This window comes from uncultured Clostridium sp., from assembly GCF_947039605.1.
GTDB lineage: Bacteria > Bacillota > Clostridia > Clostridiales > Clostridiaceae > Sarcina.
In genome coordinates, this window is the sequence record NZ_CAMQZG010000015.1 from 21673 (window position 1) to 44412 (window position 22740).

General features: G+C 27.7%; 24 protein-coding genes and 1 riboswitch. Of the genes, 8 read left to right on the forward strand and 16 right to left on the reverse strand.

The window, feature by feature from the left end; translation table 11 throughout:
• The first annotated feature begins 156 nt into the window (after positions 1-156).
• The 3 genes from Q0V24_RS07285 to Q0V24_RS07295 all read left to right on the forward strand — a co-directional run bounded on the left by Q0V24_RS07285 (position 157) and on the right by Q0V24_RS07295 (position 2107).
• Positions 157-930 carry a hypothetical protein gene (locus Q0V24_RS07285; protein WP_297519958.1) on the forward strand — a complete coding sequence of 258 codons (774 nt, stop codon included), beginning with the start codon at positions 157-159 and terminating at the stop codon, positions 928-930.
• A gap of 111 nt (positions 931-1041) precedes the next feature.
• Positions 1042-1536, forward strand: coding sequence for an RNA polymerase sigma factor (locus Q0V24_RS07290; RefSeq protein WP_297519960.1), 495 nt, complete (start codon positions 1042-1044; stop codon positions 1534-1536).
• Between the two features lie 4 nt (positions 1537-1540).
• A complete protein-coding gene (locus Q0V24_RS07295) occupies positions 1541-2107 on the forward strand; it encodes a zf-HC2 domain-containing protein (RefSeq protein WP_297519962.1) in 567 nt (188 codons plus the stop codon).
• Between the two features lie 80 nt (positions 2108-2187).
• On the opposite strand, the gene Q0V24_RS07300 is transcribed toward Q0V24_RS07295, so the two are convergent.
• Positions 2188-3180, reverse strand: a complete 993-nt coding sequence (locus tag Q0V24_RS07300) for an FUSC family protein (RefSeq protein ID WP_297519964.1) — start codon at positions 3178-3180, stop codon at positions 2188-2190.
• Positions 3181-3401: 221 nt separating this feature from the next.
• On the opposite strand from Q0V24_RS07300, the gene Q0V24_RS07305 reads away from it, so the two are divergent.
• Both Q0V24_RS07305 and Q0V24_RS07310 read left to right on the forward strand, forming a co-directional pair.
• Positions 3402-4001, forward strand: a complete 600-nt coding sequence (locus tag Q0V24_RS07305; protein WP_297519966.1) for a chromate transporter — start codon at positions 3402-3404, stop codon at positions 3999-4001.
• Positions 4001-4561: a chromate transporter gene (locus Q0V24_RS07310; RefSeq protein WP_366938283.1), complete on the forward strand. Its 561-nt coding sequence runs from the start codon at positions 4001-4003 to the stop codon at positions 4559-4561. The genes Q0V24_RS07305 and Q0V24_RS07310 overlap by 1 nt, the downstream gene beginning before the upstream one ends.
• Positions 4562-4777: 216 nt before the next feature.
• On the opposite strand, the gene nhaC is transcribed toward Q0V24_RS07310, so the two are convergent.
• The 8 genes from nhaC to Q0V24_RS07350 form a co-directional block, all read right to left on the reverse strand.
• Positions 4778-6181, reverse strand: a complete 1404-nt coding sequence (gene nhaC / locus Q0V24_RS07315; RefSeq protein WP_297519968.1) for a Na+/H+ antiporter NhaC — start codon at positions 6179-6181, stop codon at positions 4778-4780.
• Positions 6182-6353: 172 nt separating this feature from the next.
• Positions 6354-7790 (reverse strand): HAMP domain-containing sensor histidine kinase, encoded by a 1437-nt coding sequence (locus tag Q0V24_RS07320; protein ID WP_297519969.1) that lies wholly within the window; start codon positions 7788-7790, stop codon positions 6354-6356.
• Positions 7765-8451: a response regulator transcription factor gene (locus tag Q0V24_RS07325; RefSeq protein WP_297519970.1), complete on the reverse strand. Its 687-nt coding sequence runs from the start codon at positions 8449-8451 to the stop codon at positions 7765-7767. The genes Q0V24_RS07320 and Q0V24_RS07325 overlap by 26 nt, the downstream gene beginning before the upstream one ends.
• A gap of 323 nt (positions 8452-8774) precedes the next feature.
• The gene (locus Q0V24_RS07330; protein ID WP_297519971.1) at positions 8775-9239 is read right to left on the reverse strand and encodes a hypothetical protein; all 465 of its coding nucleotides are present in this window, start codon (positions 9237-9239) and stop codon (positions 8775-8777) included.
• Between the two features lie 166 nt (positions 9240-9405).
• The gene (locus Q0V24_RS07335; protein ID WP_297519972.1) at positions 9406-10122 is read right to left on the reverse strand and encodes an RES family NAD+ phosphorylase; all 717 of its coding nucleotides are present in this window, start codon (positions 10120-10122) and stop codon (positions 9406-9408) included.
• Between the two features lie 175 nt (positions 10123-10297).
• Positions 10298-11035 (reverse strand): hypothetical protein, encoded by a 738-nt coding sequence (locus Q0V24_RS07340; protein ID WP_297519973.1) that lies wholly within the window; start codon positions 11033-11035, stop codon positions 10298-10300.
• Complete coding sequence (locus Q0V24_RS07345) at positions 11028-11519, reverse strand: hypothetical protein (protein WP_297519974.1); 492 nt, start codon at positions 11517-11519, stop codon at positions 11028-11030. Before Q0V24_RS07345 ends, Q0V24_RS07340 begins: the two co-directional genes overlap by 8 nt.
• 131 nt (positions 11520-11650) lie before the next feature.
• Positions 11651-13015 carry a 6-phospho-beta-glucosidase gene (locus Q0V24_RS07350; protein ID WP_297519975.1) on the reverse strand — a complete coding sequence of 455 codons (1365 nt, stop codon included), beginning with the start codon at positions 13013-13015 and terminating at the stop codon, positions 11651-11653.
• A 559-nt stretch (positions 13016-13574) separates the two neighbouring features.
• Between Q0V24_RS07350 and Q0V24_RS07355 the strand changes: the two genes are divergently transcribed.
• Together Q0V24_RS07355 and Q0V24_RS07360 are read left to right on the forward strand one after the other, a co-directional pair.
• The gene (locus tag Q0V24_RS07355) at positions 13575-16322 is read left to right on the forward strand and encodes a glycosyl hydrolase family 18 protein (protein ID WP_297519976.1); all 2748 of its coding nucleotides are present in this window, start codon (positions 13575-13577) and stop codon (positions 16320-16322) included.
• A gap of 109 nt (positions 16323-16431) precedes the next feature.
• Positions 16432-17205: a sporulation protein gene (locus tag Q0V24_RS07360; protein ID WP_297519978.1), complete on the forward strand. Its 774-nt coding sequence runs from the start codon at positions 16432-16434 to the stop codon at positions 17203-17205.
• 194 nt (positions 17206-17399) lie between these two features.
• Here the strand turns inward: Q0V24_RS07360 and Q0V24_RS07365 are convergent, their stop codons facing one another.
• On the reverse strand, positions 17400-18257 hold the full coding sequence (locus tag Q0V24_RS07365) for a DegV family protein (protein ID WP_297519980.1): 858 nt from the start codon (positions 18255-18257) through the stop codon (positions 17400-17402).
• Positions 18258-18517: 260 nt separating this feature from the next.
• Positions 18518-19123: a DedA family protein gene (locus Q0V24_RS07370; RefSeq protein ID WP_297519982.1), complete on the reverse strand. Its 606-nt coding sequence runs from the start codon at positions 19121-19123 to the stop codon at positions 18518-18520.
• A 452-nt stretch (positions 19124-19575) separates the two neighbouring features.
• Between Q0V24_RS07370 and Q0V24_RS07375 the strand changes: the two genes are divergently transcribed.
• Positions 19576-19827, forward strand: coding sequence for a hypothetical protein (locus tag Q0V24_RS07375; protein WP_297519984.1), 252 nt, complete (start codon positions 19576-19578; stop codon positions 19825-19827).
• Positions 19828-20047: 220 nt separating this feature from the next.
• On the opposite strand, the gene Q0V24_RS07380 is transcribed toward Q0V24_RS07375, so the two are convergent.
• The 5 genes from Q0V24_RS07380 to Q0V24_RS07400 all read right to left on the reverse strand — a co-directional run bounded on the left by Q0V24_RS07380 (position 20048) and on the right by Q0V24_RS07400 (position 22723).
• Entirely contained in the window at positions 20048-20647 is a 600-nt protein-coding gene (locus Q0V24_RS07380; RefSeq protein ID WP_297519987.1) for a hypothetical protein, read from the reverse strand.
• A 45-nt stretch (positions 20648-20692) separates the two neighbouring features.
• Positions 20693-20836 (reverse strand): hypothetical protein, encoded by a 144-nt coding sequence (locus Q0V24_RS07385; protein ID WP_297519989.1) that lies wholly within the window; start codon positions 20834-20836, stop codon positions 20693-20695.
• A 140-nt stretch (positions 20837-20976) separates the two neighbouring features.
• A riboswitch (cyclic di-GMP riboswitch) is annotated at positions 20977-21062 on the reverse strand.
• Between the two features lie 84 nt (positions 21063-21146).
• Positions 21147-21602 carry a hypothetical protein gene (locus Q0V24_RS07390; RefSeq protein ID WP_297519991.1) on the reverse strand — a complete coding sequence of 152 codons (456 nt, stop codon included), beginning with the start codon at positions 21600-21602 and terminating at the stop codon, positions 21147-21149.
• A gap of 149 nt (positions 21603-21751) precedes the next feature.
• The gene (locus Q0V24_RS07395; RefSeq protein WP_297519993.1) at positions 21752-22237 is read right to left on the reverse strand and encodes a hypothetical protein; all 486 of its coding nucleotides are present in this window, start codon (positions 22235-22237) and stop codon (positions 21752-21754) included.
• A 9-nt stretch (positions 22238-22246) separates the two neighbouring features.
• The gene (locus Q0V24_RS07400; protein ID WP_297519995.1) at positions 22247-22723 is read right to left on the reverse strand and encodes a hypothetical protein; all 477 of its coding nucleotides are present in this window, start codon (positions 22721-22723) and stop codon (positions 22247-22249) included.
• Positions 22724-22740: the final 17 nt, after the last annotated feature.

The window sequence follows — 22740 nt, forward strand, 5'->3', positions numbered from 1 at the left end:
TATGATTTTTTATCATTACAACCACCTCATCTTCAATATTCTTATCTTTAAAGTAAACTCTATTTAAATATTTTTAATATTTTCATAAAAATTGAAACAACTACACCTTAACTTACACTAATTAACTAAACACATAAAAAAAAGGGAGGGACTTCAATGTTTACAAAGCTTAAAAATCTAACTAAAAAGAAAAAGATACTTTTATCTTTACTTATTTTACTTGTTACAGGACTTTTACTTATTAATAATGCTATAAATGGTAATCCAATTAGTAAGGCTCTATTTAAAAATAAGGTGCAAAATTATATAGATGCTACTTATCCTCACACAGATTTCACTATAAACTCTACTTTTTATAATTTCAAAGATGCAAATTATTCGTGTAATGTAACTTCAAAATCTGGTGGCTTAGATTTTACAATAAAACAGTATCCTACTGGGTATTTCTATGATGAATATAAAGAATCTGATAATGGAAAATCAATTATAGATCAAGATTTAAGTGGTAGTTTTATGCATGCTATAACTGATGAATTTAAAGCTGTTATAAACAATGATAAATTTAAAATTTATAATAGCCAACTGATTTTCCAAGGTAAATATAAGGATAGAAATACTAAGTATGATAGATCTTTTGATGATGAATTTGCACTTAATCTTAGTACTAACTATGATGAAACTTATACCACTGATGAAATTGTTGAAGTTATGGTCACTCTAAAAAACTATCTAGCTAAAAATAAACATAATGGATTTAAAGGTATGTGTATAAACTTTGATGAAAATGGTATAGGAAAAAGTATTTTAATTACAGATAAACAACTTAATTTATCTGATGAAAAGGTTGTAGATTTAATTCAAGATATATCTATTTCTGGAGAGTTTGACTTTGAAACTAGAAAAGTACTTTTTAAAACACTTGAAAAATAATATCTTTTTGTAAAATAAATTAATAATTTTAACTGCATATAAAATTCTATTTCATGTTAAGTTATACTCTTATATGTTAAATAATGTAATTAAAATAAGGAGGGATTATTTGTGGATGAGTTTTCAACGCTTTATAAGTTAAATAAAGATACAATATATATATACTTTTTATATAAAACAAAAGATGATTATATAGCACAAGAGCTTCTTGCACAAACCTTCTTCTTAGCATATAAATCGCTTAACTCATTTAAAGGAAATTCTAAATTTAGTACTTGGCTAATGGGGATTTCAAAAAATGTATTTAAAGATTATCTTAGAAAAGAAAAAAAGTTTGATACAGTTCCATTAGAAAATGTAGAAAGCTACCTAAGTTATGATAGCAATTTAGATAAAAAACTTATAGAAAATGAAGAACTTTTAAGCCTATTTAAAGCAATAGATAGTCTTGATGAAGACTTTAGAGAAATTATAATGCTTCGTGCTGTTTGTAATATGTCTAACCTTGAAATAGCACAACTTTTAGATAAAAAAGAAACTTATATTAGAGTAAAATTTCATAGAGGAAAAGTTAAACTCAAAGAAATTTTGAAAGAAAGGGTATGATATTATGAGTGAAATTAATTGTGCTGTAATACAAGATTTAATAAGTTTATATATTGATGACTTATTATCAGATGATAGTAAAAATATTGTTGATGAACATATAAAAACCTGTGAGAGTTGTAAATTATACTTAGATGACATTTCACAGCCTATTGAAATTTCAAAAGTTAAAATTTCACCTACAGAAAATGATATAGCAGAAATTAAACTTATAGAAAAAATCAAAAAAACTTCTAATAATAAAATTTTAATGATAAGTGTTATTGCAGGTCTTACTGCTATGCTATTAACCAATGACCAGTGGATTTTCAAAGGATTCTTAGCACTTCCTATCTTTGGTACTTTTGTATACTTTAACTCAAAGAAAGTTTTACTTGCACCCCTTATAATATTCCTTTTAAAAACTCTAACTGTATTTGTTATAACATACCAAAGTTTTATTGATATATCTGTACTTGAATTTGTACAAATGATAGGTGGACTTTTAGGGATTGGACTTCTTTTTGCTATCTTCCCACTTATAGGCTCAATTATTGGACTTCTTATACAGAAAATATTTATAGATAAATAGTATTCATGTGACACTTATATTTAAAAGCAAAAACTATTTTAAAATAAGACTAAACTTACATTAAAATAGTTTTCTAAAATTTATGTAGTTTCACTCTCGCTCGCTTTTTTTATAACCTCTTCAATAATAAATATCAAGAATACTATAAAAGCACCTACAATTGTAAATATAACTCTATACATATCAAGATATAATGCTGACTGTCCTTTATAAATCATATGGTTTGCAAATAAAGCAAAGTATGTTATAAATATAGCTCTCTTATAATAAGCCATTGGAAATAACATAAAGTAGATTGCTATAGCTACTAATATATATAATACAATATCATTTGTAACTGTATTTGCTATTATCATAAATAGAACACACCCTACTGATGTACCAAGTAGTCTATCAATAATTTTTTGAAATGTAAGTCCTTTATCTGGAATCATAAGAATTATAATTGTAATAGGTAACCATATCGCATGATATTGCTTAAAATATTCCATAACAAAAATAGCTATGGCAAAAACAATTCCATTTAAAATAGAATATCTATTTTTAAAATCATTAAATTCTATTTTATCTTCATACTTTATATTCAATATCTTTTTTTCAAAATCTTTATTAAAGTAAGTTTCTTTTGTAAATAAATAATATAAAATCATTATAAATATTCCTGATATTACAAGTGCTAAAAGAAGCTTTGGCATCTGTGCTGTTTTAGGTCTAAAGTATACAAGAAACATATAGTTTAATAAAAACCCCATAGTCCTTGGTGCACTTTTATAATGATTGTACATATAGTGAAGTCCAAACCCAACTGCAAATGTAAATAATATAAGTGTTAGATAATTAAATCCTGCTATATAGGCTGCTATTCCTATAATAAGTTGTGTTCCTATTATTCTACTAGCTTCAATTAGCATGCACTCACTATAATCCTTATCAAGCATTGTAATAACTACTACTCCACACCCAAGCCCAAGAATTGCTTCTAGAAGCCCAAACCCTGTATATAATCCACCAATCATAAAGAAGACTATAAATAGATACTTAAGATTAGTAATATGTTTTTTTAATAAAGTCAATTAATCACTCTCATTTCTATATATAAAATTTATCTTTTGTTTAATCATAAAGTTTCATTATACTCTATTTTTAAAATATAAATTTCTTTTTGTACTAAATATTATGTGTTTCTATAGGTATTTAGTTATCACTATGATAAATTTAAAGTATTACACTTATTACTTTCATACCTATATACTTAGTATAGTAATAATTCATTTAATAAACGGGGGATAATTTTATGGAAAACGAAAAAAAATCTTTAGATTTTAATATCTTATGGACACTATTTAAATCTACATTCATGCTAAGTGCTTGCACTTTTGGTGGTGGATTTGTAATAGTATCTCTTATGAAAAAGAAATTTGTTGAGGAACTTGGGTGGATTGAAGAGGATGAAATGCTTGATATAACAGCTATCTCACAATCTTCTCCTGGACCTATACCAATAAATGCATCAGTTATACTCGGCTATAGAATGCAAGGAATTGTAGGTTCTTTAGTAGCAGTTCTTGGGACTTCTATACCACCTATAGTTATAATTTCTATAATCTCAGTATTCTATACAGAATTTAGAGAAAATAAAGTAATCGCAATTGCTTTAATGGTCATGAGGGCTGGAGTTGCTGCTGTTATTTGTGATGTTGTAATCAAACTTGCTAAAAATGTTATAGCTACTAAAAACAATTTATATGTAGCACTTATGGTTATAACTTTTGTAATGACTTATATTATGGGGATTAATGCAATGACTGTTATTTTAATGTGTCTTGCTATTGGGATAGTTACTCTTTTGCTAGAAATGAAAAGAACAAAACAAAATTCAGGGGGTAATTTATAATGTTAGCATTATTATTTTTTAGCTTTATACAAGTTGGACTTTTTAGTGTTGGTGGTGGATATGCTGCTATACCTTTAATACAAAATCAAATAGTTAATGTGCATGGTCTTATGACTCTACCTGAATTTGCAGACCTTGTCACAATAGCAGAAATGACTCCTGGGCCTATTTCTATAAACTCTGCTACTTTCGTTGGAACAAAACTTGCAGGTCCTACAGGGGCAATTATATGCTCTATAGGGGTTATCATTCCATCATTCATAATTTGTTTAACTCTTGCACACTACTATTATAAATATAGAAACTTTGGTGGAGTTCAAACAGTTTTAGCCGCTTTAAGACCTGCTGTTGTAGCTCTTATAAGCTCTGCTGGACTATCAATTTTAACACTAGCATTATTTAATGCAGAAAAAGAGCATATAGTTTTATCAAACTTTAAACCTGTAGAATTCTGTTTATTTGTAGCTGGGCTTATTGCACTTAGGAAATTCAAACTTAGTCCTATACTTGTTATCTTTGGTTCAGGGCTTATAGGAACTCTTTTCTACTTAATATTTTAAAAAGTTTACCCCCACTAGATTTTTTCTAGTGGGGGTTTTATTATATTTATTTATAATATTTTTCTAATACCACAACAATATTTTCAAGTTTTTCTATTATAATATTGAATTCTCAATACTTTTCTTAAATAATTATATTCGACAAAAGCATTTAATATCTTTTTAGCATAACTAAAATGAGGTAGCTATTCGCTAGCTACCTCATTCTAAATTTATTTAAGCTGCTTCATTTTTATCTTCAGCTATATTTTTCTTTCTTCCTATTGCTATTCCAAGATAAGTAAATAGGATAGACATAAGTGGATTTATTATATTTAAAAGTGCATATGGTAGATAAGCAAAAGTAGGCACGCCTAAAACTCCTGATATAAAAGCTCCCGCTGTAGTCCAAGGAATAAGTGGTCCTGTAAGAGTCCCTCCCTCTTCTATAACTCTACTAAGCATTGAATTATCAAGCCCTCGCTCCTCATATTCTTTCTTATATATACTTCCATTAACTATAATCGCAAGATAAACTTCTCCCATAATTATATTAGTTAAAAGACAAGTTCCAATTGTTAAAGTTACTAGACTTCCTATACTTTTTATTCTATCTAAAATAACATTTATCATTACATCAAGATATCCAAACTTCTCTAAAGCTGAACCTAGTGCAAGTGCTATGAAAGATAATGCAAAGGTACTCATCATACTCATAATTCCACCTCTAGTTAAAAGCACATCTACAGCATGAACCCCTGTATTTGATTTGTAACCTGTACTTAGAACATTCAAAGCATCTGGTATGCTTGAACCTTGAAATATTACTGCAAATATAACTCCTATAAATGCACCTATTCCGAGTGCTAAAATTGCATCAACTTTCATAATACTTAAAACTAGAACAACTAATACTGGTATAAGCATAATTAAACTTATATGAAAATCCTTACTTAATGTTGTATTAATTTGATTTACAGTATCATTATTTATCATGGTACTAACTGAATATTTTAATCCTAATATGTAAAATCCTATTAAACTTATAATATATGATGGCACAGTTGTGGCAAGCATTGATTTTATATGCTTATATAAATTCGCCCCTGCTGTTGCCGCTGCAAGATTTGTAGTATCAGATAATGGTGATAATTTATCTCCAAAGAAAGCACCTGAAACTATCATACCAGCTGTAAGAGGTGCTGGTATTCCAAGACCTTCTCCCATAGCCATAAAGGCAACCCCAACGGTTCCAGCAGTCCCCCATGAAGTCCCAGTCGCAATAGATGTAATACTACATACTATAAGGCCAACTGGAAGGAAATATTTTGCACTTATTATATTAAGCCCATAATATACAAGAGTTTGAATAACCCCAGCTTGAATCCAGCTTCCTATTAGCGCCCCTATTAAAATGAAAATGCACATAGCAGGGAATGCTCTAACTACTCCACCTTTCATTTCTTCTAATATATCTTTAAACTCATATCCTTGTATTCTAGTTACAATGATAGTAAGCCCCATCCCTAATAATAATAATATTTTTATATCAACTTTATTAATCATACCAAATGCTAATATTAAAATTAGACTTAGTAATAAAAATGAAGCTGCCTTTTTACTCGGTAGCTTTTTTTTCATATTATTTCTCCTAACGTAATTTTAAATAATTATTCTCTATTAATAATTTATATCTTTTTAATATTTTTGTCAAACAAATGTAACTTTCTTTTTTTTAAAATACTGAAATCTAATTTATCGCTAATGATAAAAGGCAATTTCTTTATCCGAAATTGCCTTTTGTCTATTTTTTTTAAATTTCCACCTCTAATGAAAATTTGATATTTCCATCTTTTGAACTCATGTTGTAGTTCATATTAGTATGCTTATCTAATATATTTTTAACTATATAAAGCCCAAGTCCACTTCCACCAGTTTTTCTATTTCTTGACTTCTCTAATCTATAAAAAGGTGTAAACATCTTTTCTAAATCCTCTTTTGAAATATCCTCACCAGTATTACTAACCTCAAGTTCAACTTTTTCACCTTTAAATAAATCTATATTTATACAAGTATAATACTCTGAATATTTTATAGCATTGCCTATAATATTATCTAAAACCTTTTTAATTAATTTCATATCTGCATAAACAAAAATATTATCATCTATATTAGTTAACATCTCTATATTCTTTTCTCTTATATAAAATGCTTTTTTCTCAATAGATTCATTAACCATAGTTGAAAGATTTATTTTCTCCATTTCAATTTTAAAAGCTTCACTCTCATACTTATTAAGTTCTAATATTTCACCAACAAGTTCCCTCATATCTTGCATAACATCGTAACTTTTTTGAAGATACTTATCTCTATCTTTAAATGCACCTATATTATAAATCATTCCCTCAAGTTGCCCACTAACTATCGTTATAGGTGATTTAAGTTCATGTGATATGGTCCCTATAAACTCTCTTCTTTTCTTTTCTGCTATTTTTTCTTTTTCAATATCACTCAATAATTTTTTATTACTTTCTTCTAACTCTGTAATACTCTTTTCAAGGCTACTACTCATTTCATTAAGGCTAACAGCAAGCTGTGATAATTCATCATCACTATCTATTTTAAGTTTCTTTGAAAAATCTAACTTTGCCATAGATTTTGCTATATCGTTTATCTTCAAAAGTGGTTTTGTTACCGCCTTTGAATAAAGATAGGAACTAACTATAGATATTACAATTGTTATTGCTATTACAATTGGCATAAATACAAGCATAACTCTAGTAATTTGTGATATTGGCTGTGTTGGTATTCTTACCTCAAGAGTCATATGTTGCTTTTGTGCTTTTGAATAAAAACTAATTTTTTTAACAATTCCCTGACTATTAAAACGTTTTTCTATCTTACTTTGCTCTGACTTTGTAAACATATCACTTGAAAATCTCTCAAGAAATCTACTGCTTATATATATAATCCCACCATCATTTTTGACTAATATGTCTACATTATTATCATATGAAAATTGATTTAAATCTATAAACATATTTGTCAAAGTGCTCTCATCTTTACAGTTACTAATTATATGATTTACACCTGTACTTACAGTTTCACCTTTATAAAACAAATAAGCTTTTGGGAAAAGTGCATATAATGCTGAATAAACTACAATAGTACTTAATATTACTAATGTTATTGAAGTAAAAAAAAGCTTATTACTTACCCCAAGTTTATTCCATATTTTTTTCAAGAACATACCCAACACCCTTTACTGTTTTTATATAATTTTTAGTTATTTTTTTTCTAATATTTTTTATATGAGCATCTATAACTCTCATATCTCCAAAATATTCATATCCCCAAACATTATCCATAAGATGTTCTCTTGTTACTACTCGTGGGTAAAACTCTACAAGATTTTTTAATATATTAAACTCTTTTAAAGTAAATTCAATCTCCTCCATATCTATATATACCTTATAACTATCACTATCAAGTTTTAAAGATTCAAAACTCACAATATTTGTATTTAAGTCCTTCCTACTCTCTTTATTAGACTCTCCTCTTCTAAGCACTGCTTCTACTCGTTTTATAAGAACATTAAATGAAAATGGTTTTGTTATAAAATCATCACACTCAAATTCAAAACCTTTTATTTCATCTTGTTCCTCGCTAAGCGCTGTTAAAAATATAATTGCTGCATCAGTTTTTACCTTAGCCATTTTACAAAGTGAATATCCATCCATATTAGGCATCATAATATCCATTATAATAAGGTCATACTCATTGTTTTTTATTTTTTCATATCCAAGTACCCCATCATCAGCTGTATCTACTTGATAATTTTGAGCCTTTAAAAATTCCTTTACAAGTTCTTGTATTTGTAAATCATCTTCAACTACTAATATCTTCTTCATTAGTTTTCTCCTTAAATTTTTTACTTTAATCATATATTCCTCAAAATTCAACTATTCTATAAGTAAAATTTCTTTTTTATTTAAATTTATCTAAAGAAAAAGAGAGCCCACAACATCAGCTCCCTTACTCTTTACGATTTAGTTTTACATTTTAGGATTTTACATTTCAATTTATACTACATAATAATAGGTCTATACTTTAGCCTCTTCAACTTAAAATCTATTATTTTCATCTACAATACCTATTCTAAAATAGTCATCTATATTTAAAATGAATCCAATATGAATTCTATGTGAAATTTAAAGACTATATATGACTATTCCTAATTTTCACTATTATTTGTATTTCCAAAAACTATTGGTGACATTTCTATATCAGTGCTAAACCCTTGTCTTGTTACATTTCTGCTTGCTGTAAGCCCCATAGTTTCTTTTCCATTTATATTCACATCATATATAACTTGCTCTGGCCCACCAAATGACCCAGTTGCTTGACCTATATATATTTCTACATTTCCATCCCCTATATACTTATCTTTTATAGCAGTTTCAAAATCATTTAAAATTCCAGAATTTAATGCCTGTTGTGATACCTTTACAGTGAATCCTTGTGGCACATTATTATCATAATTACTACTTGTGCTTCCCTTTGAACCTAAGCTAACATATTGGCTAGACTTTGTTGTATTATTATTTTGAACTTTTGTATTATTGCTAGGTACTAGCAAATAAACTATACCTAAAACAATAGCTATTGCAACTGCACCTTTTACCATTAACTTATTCATAATCTATCACTCCTTAACTAATATCAATATTAAATTACTAAACAAACTCTCTTATTCTCTATAAGTTTATTTTATTCAAATAATATGACTTAATAAAGTTATATAAATTAATATTTATTTATAATACAAAGACAATATCACTCTTTACTATAATATATTTGTAACCTTATACTATTTTCTCCACTCCATTTTCATGTATTTTATAAAGGCTTTTTTCTATAATTGAATATCTATTAGGATTAAATATAACATAATTTGTTCCTTTAGGGTCTAAAGAACTCTGATACATAAATCCATCAAATTTTCTATTTTTTATATATTCTGATATGAACTGAAGCGGGAGATATTCAAGTTTTTCATGTTCATCTATACGTTTTGTAAAATCTCTATTAATGATATATACCAAATTTGCAACTTTTTTATCAAATATGAAACTTTCATTTATACTACTACTTTTTATCTCCTGACTTGATAAATCAAAAAAGCTATAAACTCCACCAACTTCTACCTTAGCTATTGTTACTAAATCACCAATTCGTGCTCTTGTTTCTTTCATAGCTGTTTCTTCTTTATCTGCTAAATAAAGATACGGTATCCCCATAGGGTTACATCTTCCCATAGAATGCATACCTATCGGAGGTCTTTTCATTTCTGAATCATCTAAATTAACATAATTCCCTATTCTAGCTCTATATAAAACGAATTTAGTGCCTGTTGTGTGAAATGTTGAAATATCTAAAGCTTCCTCAGTATTTAATACTTCCACTATTTTTTTTCCACTAAAAAATCTATTTTCTTCTTTTATATCTTTTTTAAATTCTTCCCATATTCTTTTTGCTTTCTTATAAGATTTACTTTTCTTCTCTACTACAAAATGTCTCATATGTAAACCTACCTTATTCTTTAGCTATATTATATACAATGCAAATCAACTAAAATTTGTTTGTGTTATATACTTTTTATTCTACTCTTTTTTTTAAAATTTATATAGTTTTTGTCTAAAAAATAAAAAAAACAGAGTTTCACACTAAATATGCATCTCTGTTTTTGATATAATTTTAATTCAAAATATAAATTTTAAATTTCTCATACCACTCTGTATTCCAACTATTTTCAATACAAAGATTTAATAATTCATCTTCATCATTTATATTTTTAGCTGTAATTTCTTTATGAATCTGTTTATTTACTATAAGTCCATTTTCCACATCATTTGCACTAGCTGAAAATATAGCATATGATCTTATATGTGAAAACTCTGCCCCATACTTTAAAATATCATTTGTAAGCTCATCATACTTTATTTTGTATCTTCTAACCCGTCTACTTTTTAAACCTTTTCTTTTTTCTTTAGACTCAAGCGCAAAAGAAGCTCTTATATTGAATGAACTATCACAATCTCTTATCGCTATATATATAGACTCTGAATATTTTAAATATTCTCTAGTGCTTTGCAGTCCAGTTGTCTGTATTCTTGAATCTATAAGCTTTCCAACCTCATAACCTGTAACATATATTTTAGATGCTACAAATAATTTAAGACTATCTGGTATTTCTGAAACTATATGCCTTGCAATACATTTTGTTGTTCTAAGTATTCCATCAAGTCTCTCTACATTAAACCACATAACACCACGCCTATCTAAAAAACAACATTGATTATAAGAATTTTCTATCGCTGTAATAGTTTGTTTTGCTGCTATTTCTGGTTTTTCTGGTTTTTCAAAAATAATATCTCTCATACTATATACCATAATCGCTGGTAAATTTTTATTTTTACTATTCTTTTCATTCATGACCTACCATCTCTGTATACAATTGATTGATTTTTGCACTTGCCATAGTTGCATATTTATTTTTGCTTTTATCAGGATGTATTTTTTTAGATAGATTATTTCTCCAAACCTTAGCATCTTTTTCACTCATAAAACATTTTCTTGTTATTCCTAAAATGTTATTTCTCTTTCTTCCCTCTAGTTCTAAAAGTGCAAATATAATTTTATCTTCTTCTGTCTTAAAATACTCTATAGATTCGTTTTCTTCATTACATTCAATTTTATCTTTATCAAATTGATTTAAAAAATCTTTTAACGCTATAATTTTATCTAAAAGACCGTCCCAACTATTACTTGTTATTTTAATTATCCCTATAATATTTTTATCTTTAGACTTTTTTTCTTTAAAGTAATTTTCTAAATCTACTTTTATACTATTTTGAACATCTCTCATTTTACCAAGTTTTTTAAGTTCTTTTACATTAGATGCATTTAACCATTCCATATATTTACTCCTAAAAAAATGTTTACAATCTAATATATTTCCATTAATCATCTATTATTATATAAATTAAAAATATTTTTTTAAAACTAACTAAAAAAAAGCCAAGGATATTATCCTTGACTAAAATTTATCTAACACCTACAACTTCCACAATCTCTTTTACATATTTTTCTTTTTTTTGTTCTTTCTATATCTTTTATCTTTTTCTCAAAATTTGGTAAGTATGCTTTATTATTAATAAGAAACTCATCTAATATTTTTTTTGCTTTTTCATCTGATGACACAAGTTGATTTATACATAAAGCTTGATATGCTTTGTAATAATTACCTGCTATTGCTGCCTCTATACAAAGTTTTTCAAATGATTTTATCTCTATAATTAGTGGTTTTATCCCTATAGGAAGTCTTCCAACTGATAAAGGTCTTACACCATTTGAATCAACTATACAGTTAACTTCCACAGAATCATTTTCATATAAATCTGATATAACACCATTATTCATAGTGTTTAAAACTTGGATAGACTTTCTATCATTAATAATACCATCAATAACATCCATAAGGGCTTCTTTATAAAGACTACCTTTTCTAAGATTTAAGCCTCTTGGAAGTTCTATATTCTCCTCATTTTCGCAATATCTTAAAATTCCTTCCTCAATACCTTTAACTATTTGTCCCCTTGTTATCCCCATATGACATTCTTCTATTCCATTTTCTAAGAATTGCTCTTTTTTATAGTAATATCTATGATTAACACAAGGTATAGCATCAAGTCCTTTAGCAAAATCACTGCTAAAAGGCATAAGCTTAGATGTTGTAACATCCAATTTTTCTAGTAATCTAGTATTATAACACTCTCTATTTGCATTTATTGATAGTGCATATAATATGTTACTCACTCCTGCAAACCCTATATTAATAACGCTCTTATCAAGTTCTAAAATACTTGCAATTCCTCTTGTCATCTCACTTGCAAGTATACTTACACCTATTATATTTTTAAATCCAGTTTCATTTACTACTGCATCAATTATCATTCCTATTGGATTTGTGAAGTTAATTACAAAAGCATCACTACATATTTCTTTTACATCAGATATAATGTCTAAAAATACTGGTATTGTTCTAAGACCTAGTGATAATGCTGCTGCACCTAATTTTTCATCACCTATAACACCATTTATAAATGATACTTTCTCATCATTTATTCTCTCTTCTATTCCCCCAACTCTAAATTGAGTAATAACAAAATCAGCACAATTCAAAGCGTCTCTTCTATCTATTGAAGTTGTAATTTTGAAATTAGCCTTTGAATTAGCAATCATCTTTCTTCCAAAACTTGCTAATATCTCCTGCTTCATCTCACCACTTTTTATATCAACAAGACATACTTCACCTATATTTATATCTTCATTTTTTTCTATAAGACCTTTTATTATTTCAAGTGTATAACTTGAACCTCCACCAATAACAACTACTTTAATTTTCTCTCCCATTATTTCTCCTGCTACTTAAAATATAGACAAAAGTGTCTATATCAAGAATTTTACTGCTTCCTTGTCCCTTGTTTCGCATACACTACTCCAATTTGATATAAAACTATGTGAACAACAAAGTGATTCACATAAAAGCAAAGCTTTTTATTCTCTACTTTTCCACAGTCTTTAGATCCGACTAGCCATCGGTACTTAAGTAGCTTTCCCCTTTCTTTATTTTTTTAGCTAGTTCTATTACACACTTTCTTCATTCGAAAGTATATTTAGATACTTTTATATCTATTTATTTATAAATTTGCTAAAGGTTTATATTCTCCTAAGTTTATTATAAACATTAATTTTTTGAATATATTATTCATAATTTTCTGATAAATCTTTTCTACATATCTAAGTATAAAATATATTTTTTCACTTTTAATGTATTTATTATTAAATTACTATTAATTTCACTCCATTTAATTATTTTTATTGAAAAATTAAATTAATAGTATATATTTTTACATTTTTTGTAAATATAATGTATTAGTACAACTAATTTTTTTAAGGGGGAACTTAAATTATGAAAAAAGGAATATCTAGAGTACTTTCTCTTCTTATGTTAGCAGTTCTATTCGTAGGTGCAATTCCTGCAATGGCAACTGAAACTGTAGAAAAAGCAAGTTCTGAATCTAGAAAAAAATCTATTATGTATTTTCCTAACTGGGGAGTATATGACGATGCAAAACACAGATTAACACCTGATATGTTACCATGGGAAGACCTTGATGTAATCAATCATTCATTCTTCTCAATCGACAAAAATTTTGAACTTATCTCAATTGATGAATATGCTGACTATCAAATGGACCTACCACATTCTGCTGGTTGGGATAACACTGATGAGCCTAGTGGTTGCTTTGGTGAATATAAACATTATGCAAAAAAATATCCTGATGTAAAAATCATGGTATCTGTTGGTGGTTGGACAAGAGGAGAAAACTTCCATGATATGGCTAAAACTCCTGCTGGAAGAAAAAAATTCATACAATCTTGTATAGATCTTATGAAAAAATATCCATTTATCTCTGGTATAGATTTAGACTGGGAATATCCAGGTATAGACAGAAAACCTGAAGCCGGTAATCAATGGGACAATGGTTGTCCTGGAGGACCAGAGGATACAGAAAATTATACTTTACTTTTAAAAGAAATGAGAGCGCAATTTGATGCTGCTAAAATGAAAGAAAAATGGATTACTGTTTGTGCGCCTGCTGGATATGACAAAATGAAATTCCAAGAATTCAATGAAATTCATAAATATGTAAATTCAATAAATGTTATGACTTATGATTATCATGGAGCTTGGGATAACTACACAGGTCACCTTGCACCATTAAAAGCTAATCCTAATAATGAGTTAGCTCCAACAGAGCCTACTGATATTAGAAATGAATATAATGTTGTTTCTTCTGTAACAACACTTGTTGATGATTATAAAGTACCACCTGAAAAGCTTTGTATTGGTACACCTTGGTATTCAAGAGGTTGGGCTGGAGTTGATGCAACACCTGAAAACAATGGTATGTTTGCTCCAACAGATGGTTCCCAACATGGCGGAAGCTGGGATGAAGCAAGTCAACCTAGTGGACAATACCCTTGGTTTGAACTTAAAAAGATGGAAAATACAAATGGTTGGACAAAATATAGAGATGAAATTAATGGTTCTCCATGGCTTTACAATGAAAAACTAAAAACTGTTTTAACTTATGAAGATGAAGAGTCAATGGCTCTTAAATCTGAGTATATTAAACAAATGGGACTTGGTGGAATGATTGTTTGGGAAATTACTGGAGATGACTATTCAAAAGGCTTCCCAATGACAAAGCAACTTAGAACTTCTCTTGATAAGCCACTTGATGGTGATACTTCAGTACAATCTGCTCCTACTCTTTCAGTTGATAAAACTGAAAATTATGGTTCATACACATTAACAGCTAATGTAGGTATGTTCTCTAATGGAACAAAACTTGAGATTTTTGAAGGAGATAAAATTGTTAAAACTTTTGATGTTGATAAAATTAATGGTGGAAACTTTACTTTTGATGTTGTAGGTAAAACTTCTGGTAAATACTCTTATAAAGCTGTTCTTACTGGTGGAAAAGATTCTAAAGAATCAAAATCATTAGAAATAACAGTTGTAGATGCTAGTCTTTTAACTCCAACTATTGATGTTGATTTTAAAATCAATAGAGGTGAATTTAAAATAACAAGTAAATCACCTGCAAATTCAAGTGCAACAAAACTTGAAATATTTGAAAATGATAAACTTGTTGATTCAAAAGACCTTACTGCTACTTTAAATAAAGAACAAATTTTAACTCATGAAGTTAAAGCAAAAGCTGATGGTAAATATACTTACAAAGTTGTAGTTACTGATGCTAAAGGAACTTCTCTTTCTGATACTGTAGATGTAGAAGTTGATGCTAATGCTAGCATTATGCCTACAGATATTGATGTTAAATTTGAAGTTACAAGCGATTGGGGAAGTGGTGCAAACTATAAAATAACAATTGCAAATAACTCAAGTGCTAATATTACAGATTATAAACTTGCATTTAATAGCACAAAAAAAATTGATGGATGTTGGAGTGGTGGAACTTTCAATAAAGATGGCAACACTTATACAATAACTCCTGCTTCTTGGAGTTCAGGGATTGATGCTGGAAAATCTGTAACTTTAGATGGTGCTATGGAAGGAAATTCTAAAGGCCATAATATCACAAATATAGACTTTACATTTGATTTCGAGGGTGGAGTAAAGCCACCTCTACCTCCAATCCCAGATGAAGTTAAGCTTATATCTGCTAAAGTTGGTGCTGATCAAACAACTAGTACCGGTGATTATAATATAAAAGTAACTATTCCAAAAAATAATGCTGCAACTAGTGTTCAAATCTTTGAAAATAACAAAGTTATTAAAACAGTTTCTTTAACAGCTGATGCAAGTACTGATAAAGTTATTAATATAAAAATGACTGATAAAGCAGAAGGAACTTATGCCTATAAAGCTGTTGTTTCTGATGAAAAAGATTCTAAAACAAGCTCTTCTGCTACTGTAATCGTAGAAGAAGGTGAAAATCCAGGACCAGATCCTGATCCAACTCCAGACCCAGACCCAACTGTAGATGCTTGGGCTGCTATGGTTAACTATTCTGCTGGTGATAAGGTAATTTATGCTGGAAAAACTTTTGAGTGTAGACAACCTCATATGTCACTTATCGGATGGGAACCATCTAATGTTCCTGCACTTTGGCTCGAAGTAAAATAATTGATTTTAAAAGGTTAACTTTGTTGAATTACAAAGTTAACCTTTTTCTTTTATTTTCCAATTTTTCATAATATAATATAAATATAATTAATTATTGGAGGGGTACAATATGAGTTTCTTTAAAAATACTTTAGCAAGTATTGGAATTGGCGGTGCTAAAGTTGATACTATTCTTCATTCTAGCCAAGTAACATCAGGTGATGCTATTTCTGGTGTTATAAATATATTAGGTGGAAATGTTGAACAAAATATAAAGAGAGTTAATCTTTTTGTTAGAACCAACTATGAAAAAGAATCTAATGATAAAAAAGTAATTGCGACTGCTAATATCCAAAAACACTTAGTTGAAGTTGATAAGATGGTCTTCGTAGAAGAAAGACTTCAAATTCCGTTTTCTTTTAAACTTTCTAAAAATTGTCCTATTTCAACTTATAGATATAAAGTTTGGGTAGCAACTGAACTTGATATAGAAAAAGCTATTGATTCAAATGATTGTGATAGCCTAAATGTAGTTCCATCAAAAAAAATGCAAAACCTATTTAATGCCTTTTCAGAACTTGGCTTCCGTTCTAGAGAAACTGAAAATATTCAAAGTATCTTTAGAATTAATAATCTTCCTTTTGTACAAGAATTTGAATTTGTCCCTACTTCTGGACCTCTTTATGGAAGGCTTGATGAAGTAGAACTTATAATATCTGTAAATGAATCTGGATTTAATTTATATCTAGAAGTAGATAGAAGTGGTAGAACTCTTGGTGGTTTGATATCTGAAGCATTAAATCTTGACGAATCTAAAGTCAAACTTAATTTTAGTAACTATGAATTAGAAAATGTTGAAACAATAAAAAATGCTTTATTTAGTGTAATTTCTGGAAATTGCTAATTAAGAAGACCAAATTACTGCTTACTTAGTTTTAAAAAGGACTATATCATATTTAGAAATTAAATTCTATTATGAAATAGTCCTTTTTGCTTCTACTTCTTTATTTTTCTCTCATTAGTTATATATCTTAATTTATTTGCAAAAAAAAAACTGTATTAGAATACCAATTATTAGTATTCTGATACAGTCCCTTTTTACTTTTCATTCATAACAGCAAAAGCTATTATTTTAGGTCCCGAATGAACTCCAATAACTGGAGTAAACATCCCCATATACTCAAATGTTGTATTTTTATGTTCTCTAAATGCATCCATAAGCTTATTAGCCTCACCTTGCATTGTTCCTGTCATAACTGCAACTTTTGATTTCCCTTTATCTAATGCCTCAGTTCCTATCTTTATAAGCTCAGATAATGCTTTTTTTGAACCTCGTACTTTAGATGCTGTTGTATATTTCCCATCTTCATCATCCATTGTTATAATCGGTTTTAAATTTAACATTTGTCCTATTGCCCCTGAAACTTTTCCAACTCTTCCACCTTTTATTAGGTATTCAAGCGTATCAACAGTAAAGTACATTGTCATTCTTTCTTTCATCTTTGGAATTTCATTGCATATATTATCATAGCTCATTCCTTCTTCTACAAGTCTTGCTGTTTCCATCACTAGAAAACCAACTGCCATTGAAATCATTTTTGAATCAAATATAAATGACTTTAATCTATCATCAAACTGATTTGCTGCAATTCTAAAACTATTCATAGTCCCTGATAAACCTGCTGATATAAACATTCCGATTACATGAGTATATCCTTCATCTGCAAGTCTTTCCATTGCATCTACTGCATCCTGTACTGATGGCATTGATGTTGTTGGTATTTCATTATTTTCAAGTCTTTCATAAACTTCTGATGGCTGTATATCTAATCCATCTACAAATTCATCTTTTCCATATATTATTTTTAATCTCATGACTTCTATATTCTTATATTTTTTAAGATATTCATCTGGCACTCCACATGTACTATCTGTAATTATTGCTATTTTTTCCATAAAATCCTCCAAAGATATTATTTAACTGCTCTATATTTATGTATAAACTTCATATACAAAACCTTGATTAAAGATTAACCCCATATAATTTTTATTCATTAAAAATTTACCTATTATTTATTATACTATAAAAAACTCTTATATAAAGCACTATTTTAATTATTTTATCCCTAAAATAATATATAATTATATTTTTCTTCTAAAATATCAAAAACAGTCTGTAATCTTTGCTACAAACTGTTTCTTTAAATCTAAATAATTTATTTTTTCTTTTTAAACTTTTTAAACAAATAAATTATAACTATTATTCCAATAACAACGATTGTTGCTTTTGTATATCTTCCTAATATTTGATTTATTAATGTAAGATTATTTCCTACAAAATATCCTAAAAATATCAATATAACATTCCATATTAAAATACCTATTGTAGAATAAATTGTAAATGGTAGAAATTTAATTCTTTCAGCACCCGCAATTAAAGATACATATGTTCTAATTACTGGAAGAACTCTTGCTATTAAAATACTTTGCTTTCCATATTTAGAAAACCAAACTGCAAGTTTATCAAAATATGGATCTGTACTTGGAATTTTTTCTTTAATCCAATTTATTAAAGCTGACCCACCATAAAAACCTATGTAATAACAAATTATAGAACCTAAAACAGCCGCTACTGTACTAACTATTATTATTACTGGTAAAGAGGTTCCACCCTCAGCAGCACTTATCCCAAAAAACGGCAATATAAGTTCACTTGGGATTGGAATAGATGCGTACTCTATTAACATAAAGATAAATATCCCTATGTATCCCATTTTTATTGCTAGATGACTAAGTGATGTTACTATCATACTTACATCCATATCTCTTCCTCCTAAAAGCTTTATCTTTCGTATACTTTTTATTTTATAACTAGTAGCCCCCCTAATTTCTATCTAAAATAGTCTTTGAACTTAACTTATTCTAGACAACAGTAACTATTAAAGTTTCTGTTTATAAAATAGCACTAGTATTTATTATACTCGTTTTATAATAATTTATATAGGATAATTTAATTAAAGTTAAATTTATTATTAGAAAAAAACTATGAATTTCATAATATTTTATTTTTTTTCATCTTTTTCATTTAAATTAATAATCATACACTAATTTCACAAGAAATTATTCAATATATTTTTTTTTAATAAAGAATAACTCTTTATTAAAGCACTTTTAATCATTTTAACGTTGAATTTATGTAACGATTAATTTTAAATTTCATTGTATAATGATAAAAAATATATTTTTTTATTATATGTGTAAGGGGGATTCTATTATGAATGATAACTTAGCAAGAGATTATGACTATTATCAAGTCCAACCAGAGATGCTTCCAAATGAACAAACTGTTGTTCGAAAAAAGAAACAGCTTACAAAAAATCAAATTATCGCTAGAAAGAAAGCTAGATTAAAGCGTAAAAGAAAAATGGAAGTTAGAAAAAGATTATCTTTAATTGTAATAACTTTATTTTCGATATTCGGAACTTTAAGTATTGCTTTATATGCTTTTGCACTTCAAAGAGGCTAAGAATTTGTTAATTGCATATAAAAACTTATTAAATGAACTAACAAGTTTTTATATAAAATTAACATAAATAAAAGCTACCAAGAAATAAATGGTTGTATAGCAAGAGCGTGTTAATAAACCCTCCTGCATTATACAACTATTTTTTATACCCATACTTGAGTAAGAACCAAATAAATCTTAGTAGCTTTTATAATATATTTTTAAATATAGGGAAGCATTGTTATTTTGGCTTTTTAATAAAAAGCCCATTTATACTATTTTCTAATAATGAATATGCTACTTCTACAAAATGTGCTGTAATATCCATATCACTAAAAATTACCTTCGCATATTCTTTTGCACATATAAAATTTTCCCATTTTGCATCTATATAATCAAATTCTGTTAAATTTGCTCTATTACTTAATTTCTCTGCTTTTCTTATTAACTCTTCTAAATTTGCTTTTCCTTTAATCTCTACTAATGACTCTATACTATTACGAAGTTTCTCTTTTAGCTCTAGTGCTTGAGATTTTGTGATGTTTTTAATATCTTCTATCGAGCTCGTAATCTCTATATCATTTTCTAAAAATCTCCATGTTTTTTTTGTATATAAACATTTATTTAACTTATTAGCTTCGTTAATAATAACTATTAAATCTTTATATTCAATTTCTTTATCTATGCTAAAAAATTTTAATTTTTTACATACTCTAGTTAATTCCTCTTGGTTATACATATTTTCAAAAAATTCTAATACTTTCCCCTTTACATCTACTATTTCTTTTAAAATCATTTCACTTGCATACATTTCACATACATCCTTTTCTCTATATTTCACCTTATCTTAAATCTACTTTTCACACCTTTTATTTTATAAATCCTACTAAGTTACCGATTCTAGTGAATATATTTCTATATCTTTTGCAAGGTCATTATTTTTTTTTCTAACTTTTTGATTAATATTATTTATACTTACTCCATTAATCGTATTTATTAAAAATATCATCAAAATAACTTTTTTTCTCATAATCAATTCCCTCCTGATAATTTTAAAAAATCCCTCAGAAGTACATAAAAAAAGTTACTCTAAACAAAGAGTAACTTTTTTCCAATATATAAAAATCACTTCTTATATACCTTCAAACAAAAAGTAATACAAATGTACTCTTTGGCAACTGGCTGACTTGGTCTTAACAACTTTAGTCCCTATAGCTTTGCGTCACTAGATTTCTCTAACTTTGCCGTATTCTATTGAATATAATTTACCATATAAGAATTTATTTAACAATAAATATAGTTTATTGTTTACATTTTTTTAACTTTTAATATTAAAATTTTTATAATTCTTTTGCTAACGGGCAATTTTTCTTAAATAATTCTATGATTTTTTTGTTTTTACTCACAATCATAGTAAGCGAACTATCAAATGCTATAATTTCAAATTCACCTAATGGATTTTGGATAATTGGCTCAACTCCCCATATCTTTGGATTTCCATCTAAACTTGGCAAATCATAACTTAATACACTCTCTAATGCAATCTCTTTAGAAAATGCTATCAAAACACCCCATATCCATTGAAAATCTTCTCCTTTTTTAATAAGCTCTGTTAGTTCTTTTCCACTCATCCACGAATAATTCCTTGATAATTTATTTTCTATCTCCTCATCCATTGAATATCCTTCATAATTTGTTATAAGAAAATTATATTCAAGTTGCATATTATCAATTGCTTGAAAAACTTCTCCCATCTGTGTTTGTATTCCCTCTTCTAATGTAACTCTTTTAAGCATAATATCTCCTCCCAATATTTCATAATAAAATAAATCACTTTTTCTATATATTTATATCATATAAATTTGTCTTCTCAATTATTACACAGCAATCATTTACAATATTCAAAAAATTTCTCTAAAAAAAAAGAACACTAATAAGTGCTCTTTTAGCATATTCTTGCTTCAATAAATATTGAAGTTGCTTTATATATTTTTCTACAACTAAATTTCCTTGCATATACAGTTTGGACATATGGTGCTATAAAAACCCTATTAGCTCTTATTAAAGCTTTTATATCTAACTTCTTTAAATTCTCTGGAACTATAATAAATAGACTTTTATAGACTTCATTATAAATTATATGAACTGGCTCATCTGTACTTACTCCACTATACGTTATTTTTTCATTTATTTTAACAATTATAATTAATTTTGTTCCTGTTAATTTTTGTCCTTCATTTGATATTCCTATTTCTGTTTTAATAACCTGTATATCCTCTACCTCTGGCCATATCTTTATAGAATTTACAGAATCAATATCAGGGTCTGTATTTTCTAGTTCTAAGAATTCTGCAAATTCTAATTCTTTAAAATATATTGGATTCTCTGGATATATATTTTCATTACTTATGATATTTGTTTTTAAATTCATTTCTCCCTCCTAACAAACACTTCCTGTAAGAACTAAACTAATACTTGAATAAATACTTCTTGGTCCATTCTCTTTAATATAAATATCTTCTACAAGTATACTTGGTGCTATATATGACTTCTCTCTTGTTCCACTTGGTAAAACAACCCCACCACTATAAGCCGTTTCATAAAAAAAATTATTTATTAGTTGGCATTTTTGATCTGTTAAGTACTGAATTTTAACTTTTATATTACCAGATATAAATAATTTATATCCTGTAAGTCTAACCCCTTCTACAGATTTCCCTACTGGTGTTTTAATAAGATATGAATCAATAATATTTGTTTCTATACTTACTCTAGTTATCTGAATCATATCAGGCTTATAACTAGGAACAAGACTAATTTCATCTATACTTATCTGCTTAAATGCATTATTATTTTTTGAAATATCAATATTGTCTATACCTTCATATTCTATTAAATCTCTTATAACAGATGACACTTCTCTCTTCCTCCTAT